Below are 21,843 nucleotides of genomic sequence, written 5' to 3'. Positions count from 1 at the left end.
GGGGGACACCGTTTCCGGTGTCCCCCTGCTGGGCCTGGCTGCTAGTCGCGTGCCGCGGTCAGATGTTCCGCGTGTTCCTGGAGGGAACGTACGCCGACCCCTCCGTGGTTGAGCGCGTCGATGCCCTGGACGGCCGCGGCGAGGGCCTGGACCGTCGTGAGGCACGGCACGGACCTGGCCACGGCGGCGGTACGGATCTCGTAACCGTCGAGCCTGCCGCCGGTGCCGTAGGGGGTGTTGACGATGAGGTCGACCCCGCCGTCGTGGATCAGCTGGACGATGGTCTTCTCACCGTTGGGGCCCTCACCCTCGGACTGCTTGCGCACGACGGTGGCGTTGATGCCGTTGCGCTTGAGCACCTCGGCGGTGCCGGAGGTCGCGAACAGTTCGAAGCCGTGGGCGACGAGTTCACGGGCCGGGAAGATCATCGAGCGCTTGTCGCGGTTGGCGACGGAGATGAAGGCCCGGCCCTTGGTGGGCAGCGGACCGTAGGCGCCCGCCTGCGACTTGGCGTAGGCGGTGCCGAACACCGAGTCGATGCCCATGACTTCACCGGTGGAGCGCATCTCCGGGCCGAGGACCGTGTCGACGCCGCGGCCGTGGACGTCGCGGAAGCGCGACCACGGCATGACGGCCTCCTTGACGGAGATCGGCGCGTCCAGCGGCAGCGTGCCGCCGTCGCCCACCTTGGGCAGCAGGCCCTCCGCGCGCAGCTCCGCGACGGTCGCGCCGAGGGAGATCCGGGCGGCGGCCTTCGCCAGCGGGACGGCGGTCGCCTTCGAGGTGAAGGGGACGGTCCGCGAGGCACGCGGGTTGGCCTCCAGGACGTACAGGATGTCACCGGAGAGCGCGAACTGAATGTTGATCAGTCCGCGGACGCCGACTCCCTTGGCGATGGCCTCGGTCGAGGTGCGCAGCCGCTTGATGTCGTAGCCGCCGAGCGTGATCGGGGGCAGCGCGCAGGCGGAGTCGCCGGAGTGGATGCCGGCCTCCTCGATGTGCTCCATGACGCCGCCGAGGTAGAGCTCGGTGCCGTCGTAGAGCGCGTCGACGTCGATCTCGATCGCGTCGTCGAGGAATCGGTCGACCAGGACCGGCCGGGTGGGGCTGATCTCGGTGGACTCCGCGATGTACGAGGAGAGGCGGGTCTCGTCGTAGACGATCTCCATACCGCGGCCGCCGAGCACGTAGCTGGGGCGGACGAGGACGGGGTAGCCGATCTCGTCGGCGATGGCCTTGGCCTCGGCGAACGTGGTCGCGGTGCCGTGCTTCGGGGCGGGCAGACCGGCCTCGGCGAGCACCCGGCCGAAGGCGCCCCGGTCCTCGGCGGCGTGGATGGCCTCGGGGGACGTACCGACCACCGGGACGCCGTTGTCCTTGAGTGCCTGCGCGAGGCCCAGCGGGGTCTGGCCGCCGAGCTGCACGATGACACCGGCGATCGGGCCGGCGAGCGACTCCGCGTGCACGATCTCCAGGACGTCCTCCAGCGTGAGCGGCTCGAAGTAGAGCCGGTCGGAGGTGTCATAGTCCGTGGAGACGGTCTCCGGGTTGCAGTTGACCATCACGGTCTCGTAGCCCGCGTCGCTCAGGGCGAACGAGGCGTGGACGCACGAGTAGTCGAACTCGATGCCCTGGCCGATGCGGTTCGGGCCGGAGCCGAGGATGATCACCGCGGGCTTGGTGCGGGGCGCGACCTCGCTCTCCTCGTCGTAGGAGGAGTAGAAGTACGGCGTGTTCGCGGCGAACTCCGCCGCGCAGGTGTCCACCGTCTTGTAGACCGGGCGGATACCGAGCGCGTGCCGGACCTCCCGCACGACGTCCTCACGCAGACCGCGGATCTCGCCGATCTGGGAGTCGGAGAAACCGTGCCGCTTGGCTTCGGCGAGCAGGTCGGTGTCGAGGCGCTCCGCCGCCGCCAGTTCGTCGGCGATCTCCTTGATCAGGAAGAGCTGGTCGACGAACCACGGGTCGATCTTCGTGGCTTCGAAGACCTCTTCCTGCGTGGCGCCGGCGCGGATCGCCTGCATGACGGTGTTGATGCGCCCGTCCGTCGGGCGGACCGCCTCGGCGAGCAGCTCGGCCTTGTCGCCGGTCTCACCGGTGAAGGCGAACTGAGAGCCCTTCTTCTCCAGTGAGCGCAGGGCCTTCTGCAGCGCCTCGGTGAAGTTCCGGCCGATGGCCATGGCCTCACCCACCGACTTCATGGTGGTGGTGAGGGTGGAGTCGGCGGAGGGGAACTTCTCGAAGGCGAAGCGCGGGGCCTTGACCACGACGTAGTCGAGGGTCGGCTCGAAGGAGGCCGGCGTCTTCTCGGTGATGTCGTTCGGGATCTCGTCCAGCGTGTAACCGACGGCCAGCTTGGCGGCGATCTTGGCGATCGGGAAGCCGGTGGCCTTGGAGGCGAGCGCGGAGGAGCGGGAGACGCGCGGGTTCATCTCGATGACGATGACCCGCCCGTCGGCGGGGTCGATGGCGAACTGGATGTTGCAGCCGCCGGTGTCGACGCCGACCTCGCGGATGATCGCGATACCGATGTCGCGCAGCCGCTGGTACTCACGGTCGGTGAGCGTCATCGACGGGGCGACCGTGATGGAGTCACCGGTGTGGACGCCCATGGGGTCGAAGTTCTCGATGGAGCAGACGACCACGACGTTGTCGTTCCGGTCGCGCATCAGCTCCAGTTCGTACTCCTTCCAGCCGAGGATGGACTCCTCCAGGAGCACCTCGGTGGTCGGTGAGAGCGTGAGGCCCTGGCCGGCGATGCGGCGCAGCTCCTCCTCGTCGTGGGCGAAGCCGGAGCCGGCGCCGCCCATCGTGAAGGAGGGGCGGACGACGACGGGGTAGCCGCCGAGGGTGTCGACGCCCGCGATGACGTCGTCCATGGTGTGGCAGATGACGGAGCGGGCGGACTCGCCGTAGCCGATCTTGGCCTTGACGGCCTCGACGACTCCCTTGAAGAGGTCGCGGTCCTCGCCCTTGTTGATGGCCTCGACGTTGGCGCCGATGAGCTCGACGCCGTACTTCTCCAGCACGCCGTTGTCGTGCATGGAGATCGCGGTGTTGAGCGCGGTCTGGCCTCCCAGGGTCGGGAGCAGGGCGTCGGGGCGCTCCTTGGCGATGATCTTCTCGACGAACTCGGGGGTGATCGGCTCGACGTACGTGGCGTCGGCGATCTCCGGGTCGGTCATGATCGTCGCCGGGTTGGAGTTCACCAGGATCACGCGCAGGCCCTCGGCCTTGAGCACGCGGCAGGCCTGGGTGCCGGAGTAGTCGAATTCGGCGGCCTGACCGATCACGATCGGGCCTGAGCCGATGACCAGGACGGACTGGATATCGGAGCGCTTAGGCACGCTGGCCCTCCATCAGGGTGACGAAACGGTCGAAGAGGTACGCGGCGTCGTGCGGGCCCGCGGCTGCTTCGGGGTGGTACTGGACGCTGAAGGCCGGCTGGTCGAGCAGCTGCAGCCCTTCGACGACCTGGTCGTTCAGGCATACGTGGGAGACCTCGGCCCGGCCGAACTCCGTGTCGGAGACCTTGTCGAGCGGAGCGTCGACGGCGAAGCCGTGGTTGTGCGCGGTGACCTCGACCTTGCCGGTCGTGCGGTCCTGCACCGGCTGGTTGATGCCGCGGTGGCCGTACTTCAGCTTGTACGTGCCGAAGCCGAGCGAGCGGCCCAGGATCTGGTTGCCGAAGCAGATGCCGAAGAGCGGGGTCTTCCGCTCCAGGACCCCCCGCATCACGGAGACCGGGTGGTCGGCGGTGGACGGGTCACCGGGTCCGTTGGAGAAGAACACGCCGTCGGGTGCGACCGCGTACACGTCCTCCAGGGTGGCCGTCGCCGGCAGCACGTGGACCTCGATGCCGCGCTCCGCCATGCGGTGCGGGGTCATGCCCTTGATGCCGAGGTCGATGGCCGCGACCGTGAACTTCTTGGTGCCGACGGCCGGTACGACGTACGCCTCCTTGGTGGCGACCTCGGCCGCGAGGTCGGCGCCGGCCATCTCCGGGGCCTGGCGCACGCGGGCGAGGAGCGTCTCCTGGTCGGCGAGGCCCTCGCCCGAGAAGATGCCGACGCGCATCGCGCCGCGCTCGCGAAGGTGGCGGGTGAGGGCGCGGGTGTCGACACCGCTGATGCCGACGACGCCCTGGCTCGCGAGCTCCTCGTCGAGGGACCGGCGCGAACGCCAGTTGGAGGGCATCCGCGCGGGGTCGCGCACGACGTAGCCGGAGACCCAGATCCGCTTCGACTCGGGGTCCTCGTCGTTGACCCCGGTGTTGCCGACGTGCGGGGCGGTCATGACGACCACCTGGCGGTGGTACGAGGGGTCGGTGAGCGTTTCCTGGTAACCGGTCATGCCGGTGGAGAAGACAGCCTCTCCGAAGGTCTCCCCCACGGCCCCGTAGGCGCGGCCGCGGAAGGAGCGGCCGTCCTCCAGGACGAGTACGGCGGGAGCTTTTCCGGCTCCCCGGGTGGAGATCGTCATCGTGCGGTGCCTTCCGTCGTGCTGGTGGTTTGGTCGGCGGCTGCGCCGCCGAGGTTGTCGATCGCGTCGACCCAGGCCTGGTGCTCGGCCGCGTGGTCGGAGCGGAAGCCCGAGTCGATCAGCTGGTCGCCGAGCGCCCAGGTGATGACCAGCAGGCCGCCTTCGGGCAGGACCTTGCCCGCGAGTGCCTTGTCGAGCCTGGCTCCGCGCAGCGCGGCTGCCGGGACGAAGAAGTCGCGGGCACCGGGGCGCACCACGTCGAGGCCCTGTTCGGTGAGGGTGAGCTCGACGCGGCTCCGGGTGCCGAGGCCGTGGGCCACGATCCTGTCGAGCCACTGCCCGGCGGTCGTCGAGGCGTGGTAGCGGCCGGTCAGGGTGAGCAGCTTCCCGGTGTCAGCGAACCCCTCGGGGGTGGTCGCGAGCTCGGGCAGACCGGACTGCAGGGTCCCCCGCCACTTCCATCCCTGGCGCATCAGCCAGTAGACGAACGCGACGAAGACGATCAGTCCGAGGACCCAGCTGATGCGGGCGGACCAGTCCGTCACCTCGGCTGACTTCTGGCCGGCCGCCAGCCGGTACAGCTGAGAACTGGGGTTGAGTGTTGTCACGCGAGCTTCCCGTCGACGACCGTGGCACGGCCCCGCAGGAAGGTGTGGGTCACTCGGCCGGGCAGCTCGCGACCCTCGTACGGAGTGTTGCGGCTGCGGGAGGCGAAGCCCGCGGGGTCCACTGCTCCACGGTATGCCGGATCGACCAGGGTGAGGTTGGCGGGCTCACCCGCCGAGACGGGGCGGCCGTGTCCCTCGAGCCGGCCGATGGCCGCGGGACGCGACGACATGCGGTCCGCGACTCCCGCCCAGTCGAGGAGGCCGGTGTCCACCATCGTCTGCTGGACCACGGACAGCGCGGTCTCCAGACCCACCATCCCCATGGCGGCCGCCGCCCACTCGCAGTCCTTGTCCTCGTGCGGGTGCGGCGCGTGGTCGGTGGCCACGCAGTCGATGGTGCCGTCGGCGAGGGCCTCGCGCAGTGCCATGACGTCCGCCTCGGTGCGCAGCGGCGGGTTCACCTTGTAGACCGGGTTGTAGGACCGCACGAGTTCGTCGGTCAGCAGCAGGTGGTGCGGCGTGACCTCGGCCGTGACGTTCCAGCCCTTGGACTTGGCCCAGCGCACGATCTCGACGGAACCGGCGGTCGACAGGTGGCAGATGTGCACCCGGGAGCCGACGTGGGCGGCGAGCAGCACGTCGCGGGCGATGATCGACTCCTCGGCGACGGCGGGCCAGCCGCCGAGACCGAGCTCGGCCGAGACGACGCCCTCGTTCATCTGGGCGCCTTCCGTGAGGCGGGGCTCCTGGGCGTGCTGGGCCACGACGCCGTCGAAGGCCTTCACGTACTCCAGGGCGCGGCGCATGATCACCGCGTCGTCGACGCACTTGCCGTCGTCGGAGAAGACCTTCACTCCGGCGGCGGAGTCGTGCATGGCGCCGAGCTCGGCGAGCTGCTTGCCCTCCAGGCCCACGGTGACGGCGCCGATGGGCTGCACGTCGCAGTAACCGGACTCCTTGCCGAGCCGCCAGACCTGCTCGACGACACCGGCGGTGTCGGCGACGGGAAAGGTGTTGGCCATGGCGTGGACGGCCGTGAAGCCGCCGATCGCCGCTGCCCTGGTGCCGGTGAGCACCGTCTCGGAGTCCTCACGGCCGGGCTCGCGCAGGTGGGTGTGCAGGTCGACGAGGCCGGGCAGCAGGATCTGGCCCTGCGCCTCGATCACGGTGGCGCCCTCGGCCTCCAGGCCGGTGCCGGTCGCGACGATGCTCTCGCCGTCGATGAGGACGTCCTGCGGCTCGCCGCCGAGGACCTTCGCACCGCGGATAAGGGTCTTGCTCATGGTTACTTGTTCTCCTCGGTACGGGCGGAGGCGGACGTCAGGGCGGTCTCGGAGCCGCCCAGCAGCAGGTAGAGGACGGCCATGCGCGTGGACACGCCGTTCGCGACCTGCTCCACGGCGGTGCACCGGTCGGAGTCGGCGACCTCGGCGGTGATCTCCATGCCGCGGACCATCGGACCGGGGTGCATGACGATGGAGTGCTCGGGCATCCGGGCCATGCGCTCGCCGTCCAGGCCGTAGCGGCGGGAGTACTCGCGCTCGGTGGGGAAGTAGGCGGCGTTCATGCGCTCGCGCTGAACACGCAGCATCATGACCGCGTCCGACTTCGGCAGCACGTCGTCGAGGCGGTAGCTGACGTCGCAGGGCCACTGCTCGACGCCGACGGGCACGAGGGTCGGCGGGGCCACCAGGGTGACGTGCGCGCCGAGGGTGTGCAGCAGGTGGACGTTGGAGCGGGCCACCCGGCTGTGCAGGATGTCACCGACGATCGTGATCCGGCGGCCTTCGAGGTCACGGCCGATCCCGGCGTCGGGACCGACCAGCCTGCGGCGCATCGTGAAGGCGTCCAGCAGCGCCTGGGTGGGGTGCTCGTGCGTCCCGTCACCGGCGTTGACGACCGCGCTGTCGATCCAGCCGGACGTCGCGAGGCGGTACGGGGCCCCGGAGGCACCGTGCCGGATGACGACGGCGTCCGCTCCCATGGCTTCGAGCGTCAGGGCTGTGTCCTTGAGCGATTCGCCCTTGGAGACGGACGAGCCCTTCGCGGAGAAGTTGATGACGTCCGCGGAGAGCCGCTTGGCGGCGGCCTCGAACGAGATCCGGGTCCTCGTCGAGTCCTCGAAGAAGAGGTTGACGACGGTACGGCCCCGCAGGGTGGGGAGCTTCTTCATCGGCCGGTCCGCGACCCGCGCCATCTCCTCGGCGGTGTCGAGGATCAGGACGGCGTCGTCGCGGGTGAGGTCGGCGGCGGAGATGAGGTGACGGGGGGGCCGGGGGTGTTCCCCGGGAGGGCGCAGCATCTGGGATCTCCGAGAGGGGGGGGAGGATTCAGGCAAACGGGCGTGCTGAAGCTGCCGGGCTGCCGGTGGGGCGCACGGAACCGGACGGCAACTACTGCTCGCCCGCCGGGACGGTCTGCTTGATGCCGAGCAGCACGGCGTCGCGGCCGTCCTCCTCGGAGAGCTGGACCCTGACCGTCTCCCGCAGGGACGTGGGGAGGTTCTTGCCGACGTAGTCGGCGCGGATCGGGAGTTCGCGGTGGCCGCGGTCGACGAGGACCGCGAGCTGCACGGCACGGGGCCGGCCGATGTCGCCGAGCGCGTCGAGTGCCGCGCGGATCGTACGGCCGGAGAAGAGCACGTCGTCGACGAGCACGACGAGGCGGCCCTCGATGCCCTCACCGGGGATCTCGGTGCGTCCGATGGTGCGCGCGGGGCGCATCCTGAGGTCGTCGCGGTACATCGTGATGTCGAGCGATCCGACCGGCGTCTTCAGGCCGGTGATCTCCTCGAGTTTCCCGGCGAGCCGACGGGCGAGGAAGACCCCTCGCGTCGGGATGCCCAGGAGCACCACGTCGTCGGCGCCTTTGGCGCGTTCGACGATCTCGTGGGCGATTCGGGTCAGAACCCGGGCGATGTCGGGAGCCTCGAGAACGGGGCGTGCCGCATTGCCGGTGTGGTCATGCTGTGCGTCCATAAGAAACGGACCTCCTTCTCCGCCTCACTGGACGGACGTTAAAGGACGTCGAAATTGCGTCATCCACGTTACCAGGACTTGCGCGAGACCTCGGCCCCACCCCCAGGAGGTGGCACAGCGGACCTTTCGGCTTGACGCAGCCAAGTAACGCTGCGTAACCTCACAGTGAGTTACCAGCCACGCGGCCCAGCCGCGACACGTTCCAGCGTCCGGGGAGCCCTATGTCCAGCGAATACGCAAAGCAGCTCGGGGCCAAGCTCCGCGCCATCCGCACCCAGCAAGGCCTCTCCCTCCACGGCGTGGAGGAGAAGTCGCAGGGCCGCTGGAAGGCCGTCGTGGTCGGTTCCTACGAGCGCGGCGACCGCGCCGTGACCGTGCAGCGCCTTGCCGAGCTGGCCGACTTCTACGGCGTCCCGGTCCAGGAGCTCCTGCCCGGCACGACGCCCGGCGGTGCCGCCGAGCCGCCGCCGAAGCTGGTCCTCGACCTCGAGCGCCTCGCCCACGTGCCGCCGGAGAAGGCAGGTCCGCTGCAGCGTTACGCGGCGACGATCCAGAGCCAGCGCGGCGACTACAACGGCAAGGTGCTCTCGATCCGCCAGGACGACCTCCGCACCCTGGCCGTGATCTACGACCAGTCGCCTTCGGTGCTCACGGAGCAGCTGATCAGCTGGGGCGTGCTGGACGCGGACGCGCGCCGCGCGGTGGCCCACGACGAGGGCTGACCAGCCCCCGCAGAAACGTACCGCCGGGTCGGTGGGGTGCCTCACGGCGCCCCGCCGGCCCGGCTTTTTCCGTACCTCGTCCGCAGCCTCACCGGCCGCACGCGGGCGCCGGGTACGCCGAAGGGCCCACGGCCGGATCCTGAGTTCAGGGGATCGGCCGTGGGCCCTTCGTTCGGCTCAACGCCGCCGGACCGCTACTGCTCCCGGCGGAGGTTCGGCTTGAGGTCCTTGAACCGGGCCAGCAGGCCGTTCACGAAGGCCGGGGAGTCGTCCGTGGAGAACTCCTTGGCGAGCTGTACCGCCTCGTCGATCACCACGGCGTCCGGAGTGGAGTCCATCCAGATCAGCTCGTACGCGCCGAGCCGCAGGATGCTCCGGTCGACGACCGGCATGCGGTCGATCTCCCAGTCCACCGCGTAGGTGACGATGAGGTCGTCGATGCGGTGCGCGTACTGCGCGTACCCCTCGACCAGCTCCATCGTGAATTCGCCGACCGGCGGCTGACGGTCGTCGGTCCGCGAGAGCCGCACCCAGTCCGCGAGGACCGTCTGCACGGACTCACCGCGCTGGTCGGCCTCGAAGAGGATCTGGAAGGCGCGCTTGCGGGCCTTGTTCCGAGCAGCCACGGTTAGCTGTTCACCCGGCCGAGGTAGTCGCCCGTGCGGGTGTCGACCTTGATCTTCTCGCCGGTGGTGATGAAGAGCGGGACACCGATCTCGTAACCGGTCTCCAGGGTGGCGGGCTTGGTGCCACCGGTGGAGCGGTCGCCCTGGACGCCCGGGTCGGTGTGCTGGATGGTCAGCTCGACCGCGGCGGGCAGCTCGACGTAGAGCACCTCGCCCTCGTGCTGGGCGACGGAGGCGGTGAAGCCCTCGATCAGGAAGTTGGCGGCGTCACCGACGGACTTGCGGTCGACCATGAGCTGGTCGTACGTGTCCATGTCCATGAAGACGAAGTACTCGCCGTCCATGTACGAGAACTGCATGTCCCGGCGGTCGATGGTGGCCGTTTCGACCTTCACGCCGGCGTTGAACGTCTTGTCGACGACCTTGCCGGAGAGCACGTTCTTGAGCTTGGTGCGCACGAAGGCGGGGCCCTTGCCGGGCTTGACGTGCTGGAACTCGACGACGGACCAGAGCTGGCCTCCGTCGAGCTTGAGCACCAGGCCGTTCTTGAGGTCGTTCGTGGAAGCCACGGTTGCGGAATCTCCTGGACTGAAGCTGGTGGACGACCGAGGATGCGCGCTAGAGCGCGAGCAGCTCCTTGGTCGTAATGGTGAGTAGCTCGGGTCCGCCGTCCGCCTCGGGGCGCACGACGAGCGTGTCATCGATCCGGACACCGCCCCGGCCCGGGAGGTGGACCCCCGGTTCGACGGTGACCGGCACACAAGCGTCCAGTTTACCCATGGCTGTCGGTGCCAACTGCGGGTCCTCGTCGATTTCGAGCCCGACCCCGTGCCCGGTAGCGGGCTGGAGCCCTTCCGAGTGGCCCGCGGAGTCCAGGAGCTGGCGGGCCGCCCGGTCCACGTCGCGGTAGGCGGCTCCTGGTACGAGAGCCTCCCTCGCCCCCCGCTGAGCGGCGAAAACGAGGTCGTAGAGGTCGATCTGCCAGTCCGCGGGACTGGTCCCGATGACGAAGGTACGCCCGATCTCGCAGCGGTATCCGCGATAGTTCGCACCGAGGCAGACCGAAAGGAAATCGCCCTCCTCGACCCTTCGGTCCGAGGGCCGGTGCCGCCCCCTGCCCGAGTTGGGACCGGTCCCGACAGAGGTGGGGAAGGCCGGCCCGTCCGCGCCGTGGTCCACCAGCCGGCGCTCCAGTTCCAGGGCCAGGTGGCGTTCGGTACGGCCGACGAGGATCGACTCCAGGAGTTCTCCGAGCGCGTGGTCGGTGATCTCGGCGGCGATCCGCAGGCAGGCGAGCTCCTCCTCGTCCTTGACGATCCTCAGCTGCTGCACGGCGAGGCCGAGGTCGGCCAGGCGCAGCCCGGGAGCGACGGAGAGCATGGCGCGGTGCCGGGCGACCGTGAGGTCGTTCTCCTCTACGGAGAGCGAACCGGCGTCCGAGGAGAGGGCCAGGCCGGCCGCGGCGACGACGGGGTCGCCAGCCGGGTCGGGCAGGATGCTCAGCCGCAGCTGTTCGTCGGGGCTGCCGTGCACGGAGTGGTCGGACGGAGCACGGGGGCAGAGCAGGACGTCCTCGCGGGGGCCGAGCAGCAGCACGGCCCCTGGCGGGGCGGCGCCCGCGAGGTAGCGGACGTTGGCGGGGCGCGAGACCAGGGCCGCCGCGGATCCGGCGGCGGCGTAACGGTCGCGCAGCAGCCCGCGTCGGACGGCGTACACCTCTGACATGTTTTCGAGCCTACGAGCGCGGGCGGCAGCCCGCCCGGTCAGCGCATCCGACCGGGGTCCCGCCAGGCCGTCACCAGGCGGGCGGGCTGGCTATGGAGCGGGCCAGGACGTCGTCGAGGACCCGGGCGGTCGTCTCGACGTCGTAGGTGGAGTTGTCGATGATCGGCAGACCCGAGCCGTACCAGCCGGCCATCCGGCCGTGGATCCGGGCCACCTCCTCGTCGGAGAGCCTGCGGTTCCCGCTGCGGGCCGCGTTGCGCTCCAGGACGACCTCGAGGCCGGGCAGCAGGACGACGGGCAGCAGGCCGGGGCCGACGTGGCGCTTCCAGCCGCCGAGGCCGACGACGGGCCGGTCCGGGAAGACGGCGTCGTCGAGGATGCAGGAGATGCCGTTGGCGAGGAAGTTGCGGGCGGCGAAGCCGCAGGTGCGCCGGGCCAGGCGGTACTGGGCCTCGGACTGGTCGTTCCATCCGGCCTGCGGGTCGGCGAAGCCGGAGCAGACCCACTCACGGACGTCGTCGAGCGAGACGTGCGCGGTGGGGACTCGGCGGCGGCCCGCCCAGAGCTTGGCGACCGTGGTCTTGCCCGCTCCGGCGGGACCGATGAGCAGTACCGCCAGGGTCGCCGCTCCGGTGCCCGGCTCGGCGGGCGGCGCGGGCAGCGGTACGGGGCCGCCGGGTGGCAGCTGGACGTGCCCGGTGGACTCCCTGGAGGGCTGCACCGGGGCGTGCCGGGGCGTGGGCGGCGCATGGGGCGCCGGTGCCGCGGGAGGCGGCGTCCCCGGGCCGCCCGGATGGCCTGGGTGCTGGGCCTGGTGCGCCCACGGTCCGTTCCCGGAACCCTGGGGCGGCGGCAGCGGGGCCCCCACTGCGTGCTGCATCCGGTGCCACTCCGTCTCGTGCAGGCAACTGGCGCTGGTCGACGGCAACGGTACCCTCCCCGGCCGCCACGCCGTGAACGGGCGGGGAGGGCACGAAGTGCCCGGTGTCAGTCCGTCAGTTCACCGGCGATGGCGCGCAGGGCGAGCCGGTAGGAGCCGATCCCGAACCCCGCGACGGTCCCGGTGGCCACCGGGGCGATCACCGAGGTGTGGCGGAACTCCTCGCGTGCGTACGGATTCGAGATGTGCACCTCGATCAGCGGGGCGGTGCGCTGTGCCGCCGCGTCCCGCATTCCGTACGAGTAGTGCGTGAACGCACCCGGGTTGATGACGACCGGGAGGGAGGCGTCCGCCGCCTCGTGGAGCCAGCGGATCAGCTCGCCCTCGTCGTTGGTCTCGCGGACCTCGACGTCGAAGCCGAGTTCCTTGCCGACTGCCTGGCAGGTGTCGACGAGACCGGCGTACGACGTCGCCCCGTACACGTCGGGCTCGCGCGAGCCGAGACGTCCGAGGTTGGGCCCGTTGAGCACGAGGACCCTGCGGGGGCTCACGCTGAGACCTCCCCGTAGGCGGCGAGCAGCACGGCCGGGTCGGGGCCTTCGAGCACGGTGGGCTTGCCGATTCCGTCCAGGACGATGAAGCGCAGCAGGTCGCCGCGGGACTTCTTGTCGACCTTCATGTTCTCCAGGAGCTTGGGCCACTGGTCGCCGCGGTAGGTGAGCGGCAGGCCGACGGACTCCAGGACGGCGCGGTGCCGGTCGGCGGTGGCGTCGTCCAGACGCCCCGCGAGACGGCCCAGTTCGGCGGCGAAGACCATGCCGACGGAGACGGCGGCGCCGTGGCGCCACTTGTAGCGCTCGTTCTTCTCGATGGCGTGGGCCAGCGTGTGCCCGTAGTTGAGGATCTCCCGGAGCCCGGATTCCTTGAGGTCGCTGGAGACGACCTCCGCCTTGACCCGGATGGAGCGCTCGATCAGTTCCGCGGTGTGCGGGCCGGCGGGCGTACGGGCGCCCTGGGGGTCTGCCTCGACCAGGTCGAGGATCACCGGGTCGGCGATGAAGCCCGCTTTGATGATCTCGGCCATGCCGGAGACGTAGTCGTGCACCGGCAGCGAGTCCAGCGCGGCGAGGTCGCAGAGCACCCCGGCGGGCGGGTGGAAGGCGCCGACGAGGTTCTTGCCCTCGGCCGTGTTGATGCCGGTCTTGCCGCCGACGGCCGCGTCGACCATGCCGAGCACGGTCGTCGGTACGGCGATCCACCGCACCCCGCGCAGCCAGGAGGCCGCGACGAAGCCCGCGACGTCGGTGGTGGCCCCGCCGCCGATGCCGACGATGACGTCGGTGCGGGTGAAACCGGTCTGGCCCAGCGCCTTCCAGCAGTAGGCGGCGACCTCGACGGTCTTGGCCTCCTCGGCGTTCGGCAACTGGATCGCGATGGCCTCGTAGCCCTGGGACGCGAGGTCCTCGCGGATCGCCTCACCGGTCTCGGCGAGCGCCTCGGGGTGCAGGACGGCGACCCGCTTGACGCGGTCGCCGATGAGGCCAGGCAGCTCGCCGAGGAGCTGGCGGCCCACGAGTACCTCGTAGGGGTCGGTGCCCGCCGTGCCGGCGATCTGGATGCGCGTGGTGCCGTGCTCGGTCATTGCTGTGTTCTCCCGGCCGGACGCCACGGGCTCACCCGTGCGCTCCGGCAGTTCCAGTGCGTCGAGGATCGCCTGGGCGACCTCTTCGGGGGTGCGGTCGTCGGTGGCGACGGTGGCCAGCGCCACTTCCTCGTAGAAGTGGCGCCGGGCGTCCATGAGTTCGCGCCACTGCCGCCGCGGGTTCACCGCGAGGAGGGGGCGCGCGGTGTTCAGCCCGACCCTCCGCACGGCCTCGTCCACGTCCATCGAGAGGTAGACGACCCGGCGCCCGGCCAGCAGTGCCCGGGTCTCGGCGTCCAGTACGGCGCCGCCGCCGAGGGCGAGGACTCCCGTGTGCTGGGCCAGGGCGGCCCGTACGGCCTCCCCTTCCAGCGCGCGGAAGTGCTCCTCGCCCTCGTCGAAGAAGATCTCGGAGATCGCCTTGCCGGTCGTGGCGACGACGTCCGCGTCGGTGTCGCGGTACCCGGCGCCCAGACGCTCCGCGAGCAGCTCGCCCACCGTGGACTTGCCGACCCCCATCGGGCCGACCAGGACGATCAGCGGCCCGCTCACCGGATCTGGAGGTGGGAGAGGTACGACTGCACGTTGCGGTGGGTCTCGGCGACGCTGTCGCCGCCGAACTTCTCCGCGACCGCGTCGGCCAGCACCAGGGCCACCATGGCCTCGGCGACGATGCCGGCGGCCGGGACGGCACAGACGTCGGATCGCTGGTGGTGGGCCTTCGCCGCCTCGCCGGTCACCACGTCGATGGTGGCGAGCGCCTTCGGCACGGTGGCGATGGGCTTCATCGCGGCGCGCACCCGCAGCAGCTCACCAGTGGTGAGGCCGCCCTCGGTGCCGCCGGAGCGGCCGGAGGCGCGCTTGATGCCGTTCTCGGTGGCGAGGATCTCGTCGTGCGCCTTGGATCCCGGCACCCGGGCCAGATCGAAGCCGTCGCCGACCTCGACGCCCTTGATGGCCTGGATACCCATCAGCGCGGCGGCGAGGCGGGCGTCGAGCCTGCGGTCCCAGTGCACGTGCGAGCCGAGGCCGACGGGCACGCCGTACGCGAGCACCTCGACGACACCGCCGAGGGTGTCGCCGTCCTTGTGGGCCTGGTCGATCTCGGCGACCATCGCCTTCGACGCGTCCGCGTCCAGACAGCGCACCGGGTCGGCGTCGAGCCGCTCGACGTCGGAGGGCTTGGGGTAGACGCCGTACGGCGCCTTGGCCGCGGCCAGCTCGACGACGTGGCTGACGATCTCGATGCCCGCGGTCTCCTTGAGGTAGGAGCGGGCCACGGCGCCGAGGGCCACACGGGCGGCGGTCTCACGGGCGCTGGCACGCTCCAGGATGGGCCGGGCCTCGTCGAAGCCGTACTTCTGCATCCCCGCCAGGTCGGCGTGACCGGGCCGGGGGCGGGTCAAGGGGGCGTTGCGGGCCTGCGTCGCGAGCACCTCGGGGTCGACCGGGTCGGCCGACATGACCTGCTCCCACTTGGGCCACTCGGTGTTGCCCACCATGACCGCGACGGGCGAGCCCATGGTCAGACCGTGCCGGACGCCGCCGAGGAAGGTAACCTCGTCCTGCTCGAACTTCATCCGCGCGCCGCGCCCGTATCCGAGCCGTCGCCGGGCGAGCGCGTCCGCCACCATCTCCGTGGTGACGGGGATACCGGCGGGAAGACCCTCCAGCGTCGCCACCAGTGCGGGGCCGTGCGACTCCCCCGCGGTCAGCCAGCGCAACCTGCTCAACGGTGCTCCTCATGCTCGCGCCTGAAACTGCGACGGCGCGACCGGGTGCGCGGCCCTGGCCCGCCACCACCGATCCTCCCACGTCCGGGGGTGCGGACCTGCCCCGGTCCAGCAGACGGACGCTCCGGGCGTTTCCGCCGCCTCGGTGAAACAGCTGCGGCGCAGTCAGCCGTCCACGGCCGGATGCCTGCCCGCCAATGCCGCTTCCCCGGCCACGCGCATCGCTGCGAGGGGGCCTGGAGCACGGCCCGTCATCTGCTCCACCTGAAGCACGGCCTGGTGCACCAGGAGGTCGAGACCTCCGACCACCGGCGCGCCTCGCAGGGTCCAGCTCATGGCCAGCGGCGTCGGCCAGGGCTCGTACAGCACGTCGAACAGTGTGCCGGGGGCCGGAGGGACGCTGTCCGCGAGGAAGTCCGTCGCGCCGGCCGGAGTGGTGGCGATAACCAGGGGGGCCCGCAGCGCCTCGTCGGCCGCGTCCCAGGCCGCGATCCTGACGTCGACGCCGAGACGTTCACCCCAGCCTCGCATCTCGTCGGCCCGGGCCGAGCTGCGCACATAGGCCGTGACCGGCCCGGTGCAGATCTCGGAGAGGGCGGCCAGCGCCGAGGAGGCGGTGGCGCCGGCGCCGAGGACGGCGGCCGACTCCACCTTCTCGACCCCGCGTTCGCGGAGGGCGGCGATCATCCCCGGGATGTCGGTGTTGTCACCCAGCCTGCGGCCGTCCCCGGTCAGGACCAGCGTGTTGACGGCCTCGACGGACGCCGCCGACTCACTGATCTCGTCGAGCAGCGGGATGACCGCCCGCTTGAGCGGCATGGTCAGGGAGAGCCCCGCCCAGGAGGAGTCCAGCCCGTCGATGAAACCGGGCAGCGCCGCTTCGTCCACGTCGAAGCGGCCGTACGACCAGTCCTCCAGGCCCAGTTCCGCGTAGGCGGCCCGGTGAAGGGCCGGCGAGAGGGAGTGCGCGATGGGTGAGCCGAGTACGGCAGCTCGGCGGGCGTCAGTCGAGGGCATCGAACTTCTTCTTCAGCTCCAGGAATTCGTCATAGGTCTTGGCGAATTCCGTATTGTGATGCCCGTCGGTGGCCACGAAATAGATCCAGCCGTCCGCGGTCGGGTTCAGAGTCGCGGCCAGTGCGTCACCACCCGGATTACTGATGGGTCCGGGTGTAAGACCTCGCTGCGTGTAGGTGTTGTACGGATCCTTGTTCTGGTGGATCTCGGACACACTGATGTTGATCTTACTTTGCTTCTTCAGGTAGTTGAACGTGGAGTCGAACTGGAGCAACTGGTTTGTCTCGGTGTTGTCGGGCTTGAGCCGATTGTAGATGACTTCACTCATCTTCCGGAAGTCGTCGTGCGTCTTGCCCTCGGCCTGGACGAGGCTGGCCACGGTGATGACCTGCCAAGGACCGTCGAGACCATGCTTCTTCGCGGCCTTCGGGAGATCGAGCTTCTTGTACTCCGCATTCGCCCGAGTGACCATCTTCTTCAGGACGTCTTCGGGTTTCGTCCCCTTGGACACCGGATAGGTGGCCGGGTAGAGGAATCCTTCCAGCGGATCCTTTATCGTCGGGTCATCGTCCGCCCAGTCAGGCAGACCAAGGCTTCCCATGTTCTTTTCGGCGGCCTGTTCGGTCGTCCCCGCCTTGAGGTCCAGCCTCTTGTCGATGGTTGCGTACACCTCGGCGTTACGCGTGCCCGGAGGAACGACCAAGCCGTTCTGACTACCCGGACTCAGCATCAACTCGATGGCACTGTCGGCGGACATCTCCTTCTTCAGCAGATAGACACCGGCCTGGAGCGATTTCCCCTTGGGATTCGCGTTCTGGGCCGAGATGAAGGCGTCGGACGACTTCACGACGCCGGCCTTCTTCAGGATGCTCGCGATCTCGTTCCCGAGGGCTCCCTCGGGAATTTCGACCTCGACCGAGCCGGTGCCGCTGCCCGTGTAGTCGGGCGCCGCACCGAACTGGCTCTTGTAATACGAATAGCCGAAGTAACCGGCCCCGCCGAGACCCCCGACGAGGATCAGCGAGACGCCGAGGCAGGCGCAGCCGCTGCGGTTCTTCTTCTTGCCCTTGCCGCGTCTCTCGCCGCCGCCCCGCTGGACCTCACGGGAGTCGTCGTCGTACTCGTCGTCGTCACCGGACCCGCTGGAACCCCGGGAATCGCGCGGTCTCCGGTCGTCGGCGGGCTCGTCCGCGCCCGTGAAGAAAGGATGCGTCTCCTCCTCCGGCACGTCCGGATCCCAGTCCGGGCTCTGCTGCTGCGGCGCCTCGTCGCGGCGGCCCGGGGGCTGAGGCGGCGGGTACGCCTCGGGGGTGCCGTAGGAGTCGGGCTGCTCGGCGTAGCCGCCAGGCTGATTGCCGTAGGGCTGCTGGGCTCCGTACGGCATGACGGGCTGCTGGCCTGTGTCCCAGCCGGTGTCGTAGTGCGGCTGCTGCGGCTGCTGGGCGTAGGGATCCTGGGGGCCACCGTGCTGCTGGTGCTGCTGCGCGTACGGGTCCTGCTGGTGCTGGTGCGCGTACGGGTCCTGCTGCGGCTGCTGGGCGTAGGGGTCCTGCTGCGGCTGCGCGTACGGGTCCTGCTGGTGCTGCCGCTGCTGGGCGTACGGATCCTGCTGGTGCTGCGCGTAGGGGTCCTGCTGGGCGGCGTACTGCTGCTGGGCGTGCGGGTTCTGCTGGTGCTGCTGCGGCTGCTGTTGCGCGTAGGGGGCCTGCTGGTAGCCCTGCTGGGCGTACGGGTCCTGCGCGTAGGGCTGCTGCTGGCCGTCGTACTGGCCCTGGCCGTGGGCGGCCTCACGGCCTCCCCATCCCTGGTCCCCGTACAAGGGGTCCTCTGGATGCCACGGTTCGGAGCCGGAGCCCCGGCCATACTCAGTCATCGATCCCCTTGACGCCGCGAGACGACGCTCCGCCTCTTCGCTTGGCTGTGCGGGTGTTTAATCGAACACCGGCGCATCGCGCGGAACGTTACCGTATCGCGATCAGACAACCACTTCGACGCCCTCGCCCGGAGCAGTGCCTGACGCCCGTTCGGACTCCAGAGCGTTCTGAAGGATCACCACAGCGGCAGCCTGGTCGATGACAGACCTGCCCTTCTTGGACTTCACGCCCGAAGCCCGCAGCCCTTGAGTGGCCGTCACCGTGGTCATCCTCTCGTCCACGAGACGCACGGGGATGGGTGCGATCGCGCGGGCGAACACCTGGGCGAACGCGCGGACCTTCGCGGCCGCCGGCCCCTCTCCCCCACCCAGCGAGCGGGGGAGCCCGAGGATGACCTCGATCGGCTCGTACTCCTCGACGATCTGGCCGAGCCGCCGGTGGGCGGCCGGGACGTCGCGTCCCGGCACGGTCTCCACCGGCGTGGCGAGGATCCCGTCGGGGTCGCACGAGGCGACCCCGATACGGGCGTCCCCGACGTCGACGGCAAGTCGGCGTCCACGGCGCATCTGCGGCGTGTCCGGCGTCATGCCGTCTCGGTGACGAGGCGTTCGACAGCGGCGACGGCGTCGCCGATGGCGTCGGGGTTCTGACCGCCGCCCTGGGCGACGTCCGGCTTGCCGCCGCCACCGCCGCCGAGGGTCTTGGCTGCGGTACGGACCAGCTCACCGGCCTTGAGACCCCGCTCGCGGGCCGCCTCATTGGTGGCGATGACCGTCAGCGGACGTCCGTTCGCCGTGGTGAACAGGGCCACGACGACGGGCCGGCCACCCTGGATGCGCCCGCGCACGTCGAGGACCAGCTTGCGCAGGTCGTCGGCCGAGGTGCCGTCCGGCACCTGCCCGGTGACCAGAGCGACGCCACGTACGTCCTTCGCCGAGTCCACGAGTCCGCCGGCGGCCTGGAGGACCTTCTCCGCGCGGAACTTCTCGATCTCCTTCTCGGCGTCCTTGAGCTTGCCGAGCATGCCGGAGATCTTCTCGGGGAGCTCCTCGGGACGCCCCTTCAGCAGTTCCTGGAGCTGGGCGACGACCGTGTGCTCCTTGGCGAGGAAGTTGTACGCGTCGACACCGACGAGGGCTTCGATGCGGCGCACGCCGGAGCCGATGGACGATTCGCCGAGCAGCTTCACCAGGCCCAGCTGGGCGGTGTTGTGCACGTGCGTACCACCGCACAGCTCCTTGGAGAAGTCGCCGATGGTGACGACCCGGACCCGCTCGCCGTACTTCTCGCCGAACTCGGCGATGGCGCCCTGCTTCTTGGCGTCGTCGATGGACATGACCTCGGCCTGGACGTCGAGTTCCCGGGCGAGGACCTCGTTGATCTTCTGCTCGACGTCGGTGAGCACCGTGCCGGGGACGGCGGCGGGCGAACCGAAGTCGAAGCGGAAGCGGCCGGGCGAGTTCTCCGAGCCGGCCTGGGCTGCCGTCGGACCGAGTGCGTCACGCAGCGCCTGGTGCGTGAGGTGGGTGGCGCTGTGGGCACGGGCGATGGCGCGGCGGCGGGTGATGTCGATGGAGGCGTGGGCCGAGGCCCCGAGCGTCACCTCTCCGACCTGCACCGAACCCTTGTGGACCGAGACGCCGGGCACGGGCTGCTGCACGTCGCGGATCTGGATGACGGCGCCGGTGTCGAGCCTGATGCGGCCCTGGTCGGCGAGCTGGCCGCCGCCCTCGGCGTAGAACGGGGTGCGGTCCAGGACGACCTCGACCTCGTCACCCTCGCTCGCGGCGGGCGAGGGCACGCCGTCGACGAGGAGGCCGACGACCGTCGACTCGCCCTCGGTGGAGGTGTAACCGGTGAACTCCGTGTCGCCGGACCTGTCCGCCACCTCGCGGTAGGCGGAGAGGTCGGCGTGACCGGTCTTCTTGGCCTTGGCGTCGGCCTTGGCCTTGTCCCGCTGCTCCTGCATCAGGCGGCGGAAACCCTCTTCGTCGACCGCGAGGCCCTGCTCGCCGGCCATCTCCAGCGTGAGGTCGATCGGGAAGCCCCAGGTGTCATGGAGCAGGAAGGCCTTGTCGCCGGCCAGGACCCGGCCGCCGGCGGCCTTGGTCTCGGTGACGGCGGTCTCGAGGATGTTCGTGCCGCCCTTGAGGGCCTTGAGGAAGGCGGCTTCCTCGGCGAGCGCGACGGTCTCGATGCGTTTGCGGTCGGTGATCAGCTCCGGGTACTGCAGTCCCATGGTGTCCACGACGACGTCGATGAGCTCGCGGACGACCGGGCCGGTGGCACCCATGAGGCGCATGTTGCGGATCGCGCGGCGCATGATGCGGCGCAGGACGTAGCCACGGCCCTCGTTGCCGGGGGTGACGCCGTCACCGATGAGCATCGCCGAGGTGCGGATGTGGTCGGCGACCACGCGCAGGGAGACGTCCGAACCATGGTCGGCGCCGTAGCGGACGCCGGTGAGCTCGGTGGCCTTGTCCATGACGACGCGCAGGGTGTCGGTCTCGTACATGTTCTGTACGCCCTGGAGGATCATCGCGAGGCGCTCGAGGCCGAGTCCCGTGTCGATGTTCTTCGACGGCAGGTCGCCCAGGATCGGGAAGTCCTCCTTGCCGTCGCCCGCGCCTCGCTCGTACTGCATGAAGACGAGGTTCCAGATCTCCACGTAGCGCTCGTCGTTGACGGCGGGGCCGCCCTCGACGCCGAACTCGGGACCGCGGTCGTAGTTGATCTCGGAGCAGGGGCCGCAGGGGCCGGGGACGCCCATGGACCAGAAGTTGTCCTTCTTGCCCAGGCGCTGGATGCGCTCGGCGGGGACACCGATCTTTTCACGCCAGATCTGCTCGGCCTCGTCGTCGTCCAGGTAGACGGTGATCCACAGACGCTCGGGGTCGAGCCCGAAGCCGCCGTCCTCCAGGGAGTTCGTGAGCGCCGCCCAGGCGAACTCGATGGCGCCTTCCTTGAAGTAGTCGCCGAAGGAGAAGTTTCCGCACATCTGGAAGAACGTGCCGTGCCGCGTGGTCTTGCCGACCTCTTCGATGTCCGGCGTACGCACACACTTCTGCACGCTGGTGACGCGCGGGGCGGGCGGCTTGGCCTCGCCGAGGAAGTACGGCTTGAACGGGACCATGCCCGCGGGGACCAGCAGCAGAGTCGGGTCGTCCGCGATGAGCGACGCCGAAGGGACGACGGTGTGACCGCGCTCCTCGAAGAAGCTCAGCCAGCGGCGGCGAATCTCAGCCGACTCCATCAGTGGTCCTCATTCCGGTTGTTCGAGTTGCAGGGAAGCGATCGGTAGGTGGCGGGGCCGGGGTCGTCGGCGGCCTCGATGCCGAGCGCCCCGCCCAGTTCGGCTTCTCGCCTGACCATGCCCTCACGTACGTCGAGGGCGAAGTCCTTCAGCTTGTGACCTGCCTCGAGGGCCTTGTCGGCGGCCTGCGCCGCGAGGCTCTCGGGTGTCAGCTGCCGGATCTTGCGGTTGACCTTGGTGGTGGCCCAGACACCGGCGGCTGCGCCGGCGGTGAACCAGAACGTACGGCGGAACATCGCT

The 21,843-nt window shown here is 70.0% G+C and carries 19 protein-coding genes; 1 reads left to right on the top strand and 18 read right to left on the bottom strand.

Going from position 1 to position 21,843, the window contains the following annotated elements:
* Positions 1-41 precede the first annotated feature (41 nt).
* The 6 genes from carB to pyrR form a co-directional block, all read right to left on the bottom strand.
* Positions 42-3,350 (bottom strand): carbamoyl-phosphate synthase large subunit, encoded by a 3,309-nt coding sequence (gene carB, locus ACFU5K_RS17050; protein ID WP_384061939.1) that lies wholly within the window; start codon positions 3,348-3,350, stop codon positions 42-44.
* Entirely contained in the window at positions 3,343-4,485 is a 1,143-nt protein-coding gene (gene carA, locus ACFU5K_RS17045) for a glutamine-hydrolyzing carbamoyl-phosphate synthase small subunit (protein ID WP_384061936.1), read from the bottom strand. The genes carB and carA overlap by 8 nt, the downstream gene beginning before the upstream one ends.
* The gene (locus tag ACFU5K_RS17040; RefSeq protein WP_384061934.1) at positions 4,482-5,093 is read right to left on the bottom strand and encodes a hypothetical protein; all 612 of its coding nucleotides are present in this window, start codon (positions 5,091-5,093) and stop codon (positions 4,482-4,484) included. The genes carA and ACFU5K_RS17040 overlap by 4 nt, the downstream gene beginning before the upstream one ends.
* Complete coding sequence (locus tag ACFU5K_RS17035) at positions 5,090-6,376, bottom strand: dihydroorotase (protein ID WP_384061931.1); 1,287 nt, start codon at positions 6,374-6,376, stop codon at positions 5,090-5,092. Before ACFU5K_RS17035 ends, ACFU5K_RS17040 begins: the two co-directional genes overlap by 4 nt.
* 2 nt (positions 6,377-6,378) lie before the next feature.
* Positions 6,379-7,395, bottom strand: a complete 1,017-nt coding sequence (locus tag ACFU5K_RS17030) for an aspartate carbamoyltransferase catalytic subunit (protein WP_384061928.1) — start codon at positions 7,393-7,395, stop codon at positions 6,379-6,381.
* 91 nt (positions 7,396-7,486) lie between these two features.
* A complete protein-coding gene (gene pyrR, locus ACFU5K_RS17025; protein ID WP_384061925.1) occupies positions 7,487-8,071 on the bottom strand; it encodes a bifunctional pyr operon transcriptional regulator/uracil phosphoribosyltransferase PyrR in 585 nt (194 codons plus the stop codon).
* Positions 8,072-8,292: 221 nt separating this feature from the next.
* Here pyrR and bldD point away from each other — a divergent pair, with 221 nt between their 5' ends.
* On the top strand, positions 8,293-8,793 hold the full coding sequence (bldD, locus tag ACFU5K_RS17020) for a transcriptional regulator BldD (protein WP_014157378.1): 501 nt from the start codon (positions 8,293-8,295) through the stop codon (positions 8,791-8,793).
* Positions 8,794-8,987: 194 nt separating this feature from the next.
* Here bldD and nusB read toward each other — a convergent pair whose 3' ends face one another.
* The 12 genes from nusB to ACFU5K_RS16960 form a co-directional block, all read right to left on the bottom strand.
* On the bottom strand, positions 8,988-9,419 hold the full coding sequence (gene nusB / locus ACFU5K_RS17015) for a transcription antitermination factor NusB (RefSeq protein WP_384061922.1): 432 nt from the start codon (positions 9,417-9,419) through the stop codon (positions 8,988-8,990).
* Positions 9,420-9,421: 2 nt separating this feature from the next.
* Complete coding sequence (gene efp / locus ACFU5K_RS17010) at positions 9,422-9,988, bottom strand: elongation factor P (protein ID WP_299540949.1); 567 nt, start codon at positions 9,986-9,988, stop codon at positions 9,422-9,424.
* Positions 9,989-10,037: 49 nt separating this feature from the next.
* Positions 10,038-11,144 (bottom strand): M24 family metallopeptidase, encoded by a 1,107-nt coding sequence (locus ACFU5K_RS17005; protein WP_384061918.1) that lies wholly within the window; start codon positions 11,142-11,144, stop codon positions 10,038-10,040.
* A 70-nt stretch (positions 11,145-11,214) separates the two neighbouring features.
* Positions 11,215-12,024, bottom strand: coding sequence for a Pro-rich N-terminal domain-containing protein (locus ACFU5K_RS17000; RefSeq protein WP_384061916.1), 810 nt, complete (start codon positions 12,022-12,024; stop codon positions 11,215-11,217).
* Between the two features lie 107 nt (positions 12,025-12,131).
* The gene (gene aroQ, locus ACFU5K_RS16995) at positions 12,132-12,575 is read right to left on the bottom strand and encodes a type II 3-dehydroquinate dehydratase (protein ID WP_384061913.1); all 444 of its coding nucleotides are present in this window, start codon (positions 12,573-12,575) and stop codon (positions 12,132-12,134) included.
* Positions 12,572-14,218 carry a 3-dehydroquinate synthase gene (gene aroB, locus ACFU5K_RS16990; protein ID WP_384061910.1) on the bottom strand — a complete coding sequence of 549 codons (1,647 nt, stop codon included), beginning with the start codon at positions 14,216-14,218 and terminating at the stop codon, positions 12,572-12,574. The genes aroQ and aroB overlap by 4 nt, the downstream gene beginning before the upstream one ends.
* Positions 14,215-15,399, bottom strand: a complete 1,185-nt coding sequence (gene aroC, locus ACFU5K_RS16985; RefSeq protein ID WP_384061907.1) for a chorismate synthase — start codon at positions 15,397-15,399, stop codon at positions 14,215-14,217. Before aroC ends, aroB begins: the two co-directional genes overlap by 4 nt.
* Before the next feature lie 165 nt (positions 15,400-15,564).
* Positions 15,565-16,416, bottom strand: a complete 852-nt coding sequence (locus ACFU5K_RS16980; protein WP_384061904.1) for a shikimate dehydrogenase — start codon at positions 16,414-16,416, stop codon at positions 15,565-15,567.
* Complete coding sequence (gene mltG / locus ACFU5K_RS16975) at positions 16,403-18,289, bottom strand: endolytic transglycosylase MltG (RefSeq protein WP_384061901.1); 1,887 nt, start codon at positions 18,287-18,289, stop codon at positions 16,403-16,405. Before mltG ends, ACFU5K_RS16980 begins: the two co-directional genes overlap by 14 nt.
* A 102-nt stretch (positions 18,290-18,391) precedes the next feature.
* Positions 18,392-18,877, bottom strand: coding sequence for a Holliday junction resolvase RuvX (ruvX, locus tag ACFU5K_RS16970; RefSeq protein WP_384061898.1), 486 nt, complete (start codon positions 18,875-18,877; stop codon positions 18,392-18,394).
* Entirely contained in the window at positions 18,874-21,543 is a 2,670-nt protein-coding gene (gene alaS / locus ACFU5K_RS16965; protein WP_384061895.1) for an alanine--tRNA ligase, read from the bottom strand. The genes ruvX and alaS overlap by 4 nt, the downstream gene beginning before the upstream one ends.
* Positions 21,543-21,839: a hypothetical protein gene (locus ACFU5K_RS16960; protein WP_384061892.1), complete on the bottom strand. Its 297-nt coding sequence runs from the start codon at positions 21,837-21,839 to the stop codon at positions 21,543-21,545. Before ACFU5K_RS16960 ends, alaS begins: the two co-directional genes overlap by 1 nt.
* Between the last annotated feature and the right edge of the window lie 4 nt (positions 21,840-21,843).

The organism is Streptomyces sp. NPDC057428 (assembly GCF_042803195.1).
GTDB lineage: Bacteria > Actinomycetota > Actinomycetes > Streptomycetales > Streptomycetaceae > Streptomyces.
This window is presented reverse-complemented; position numbering and strand designations above follow the sequence as displayed.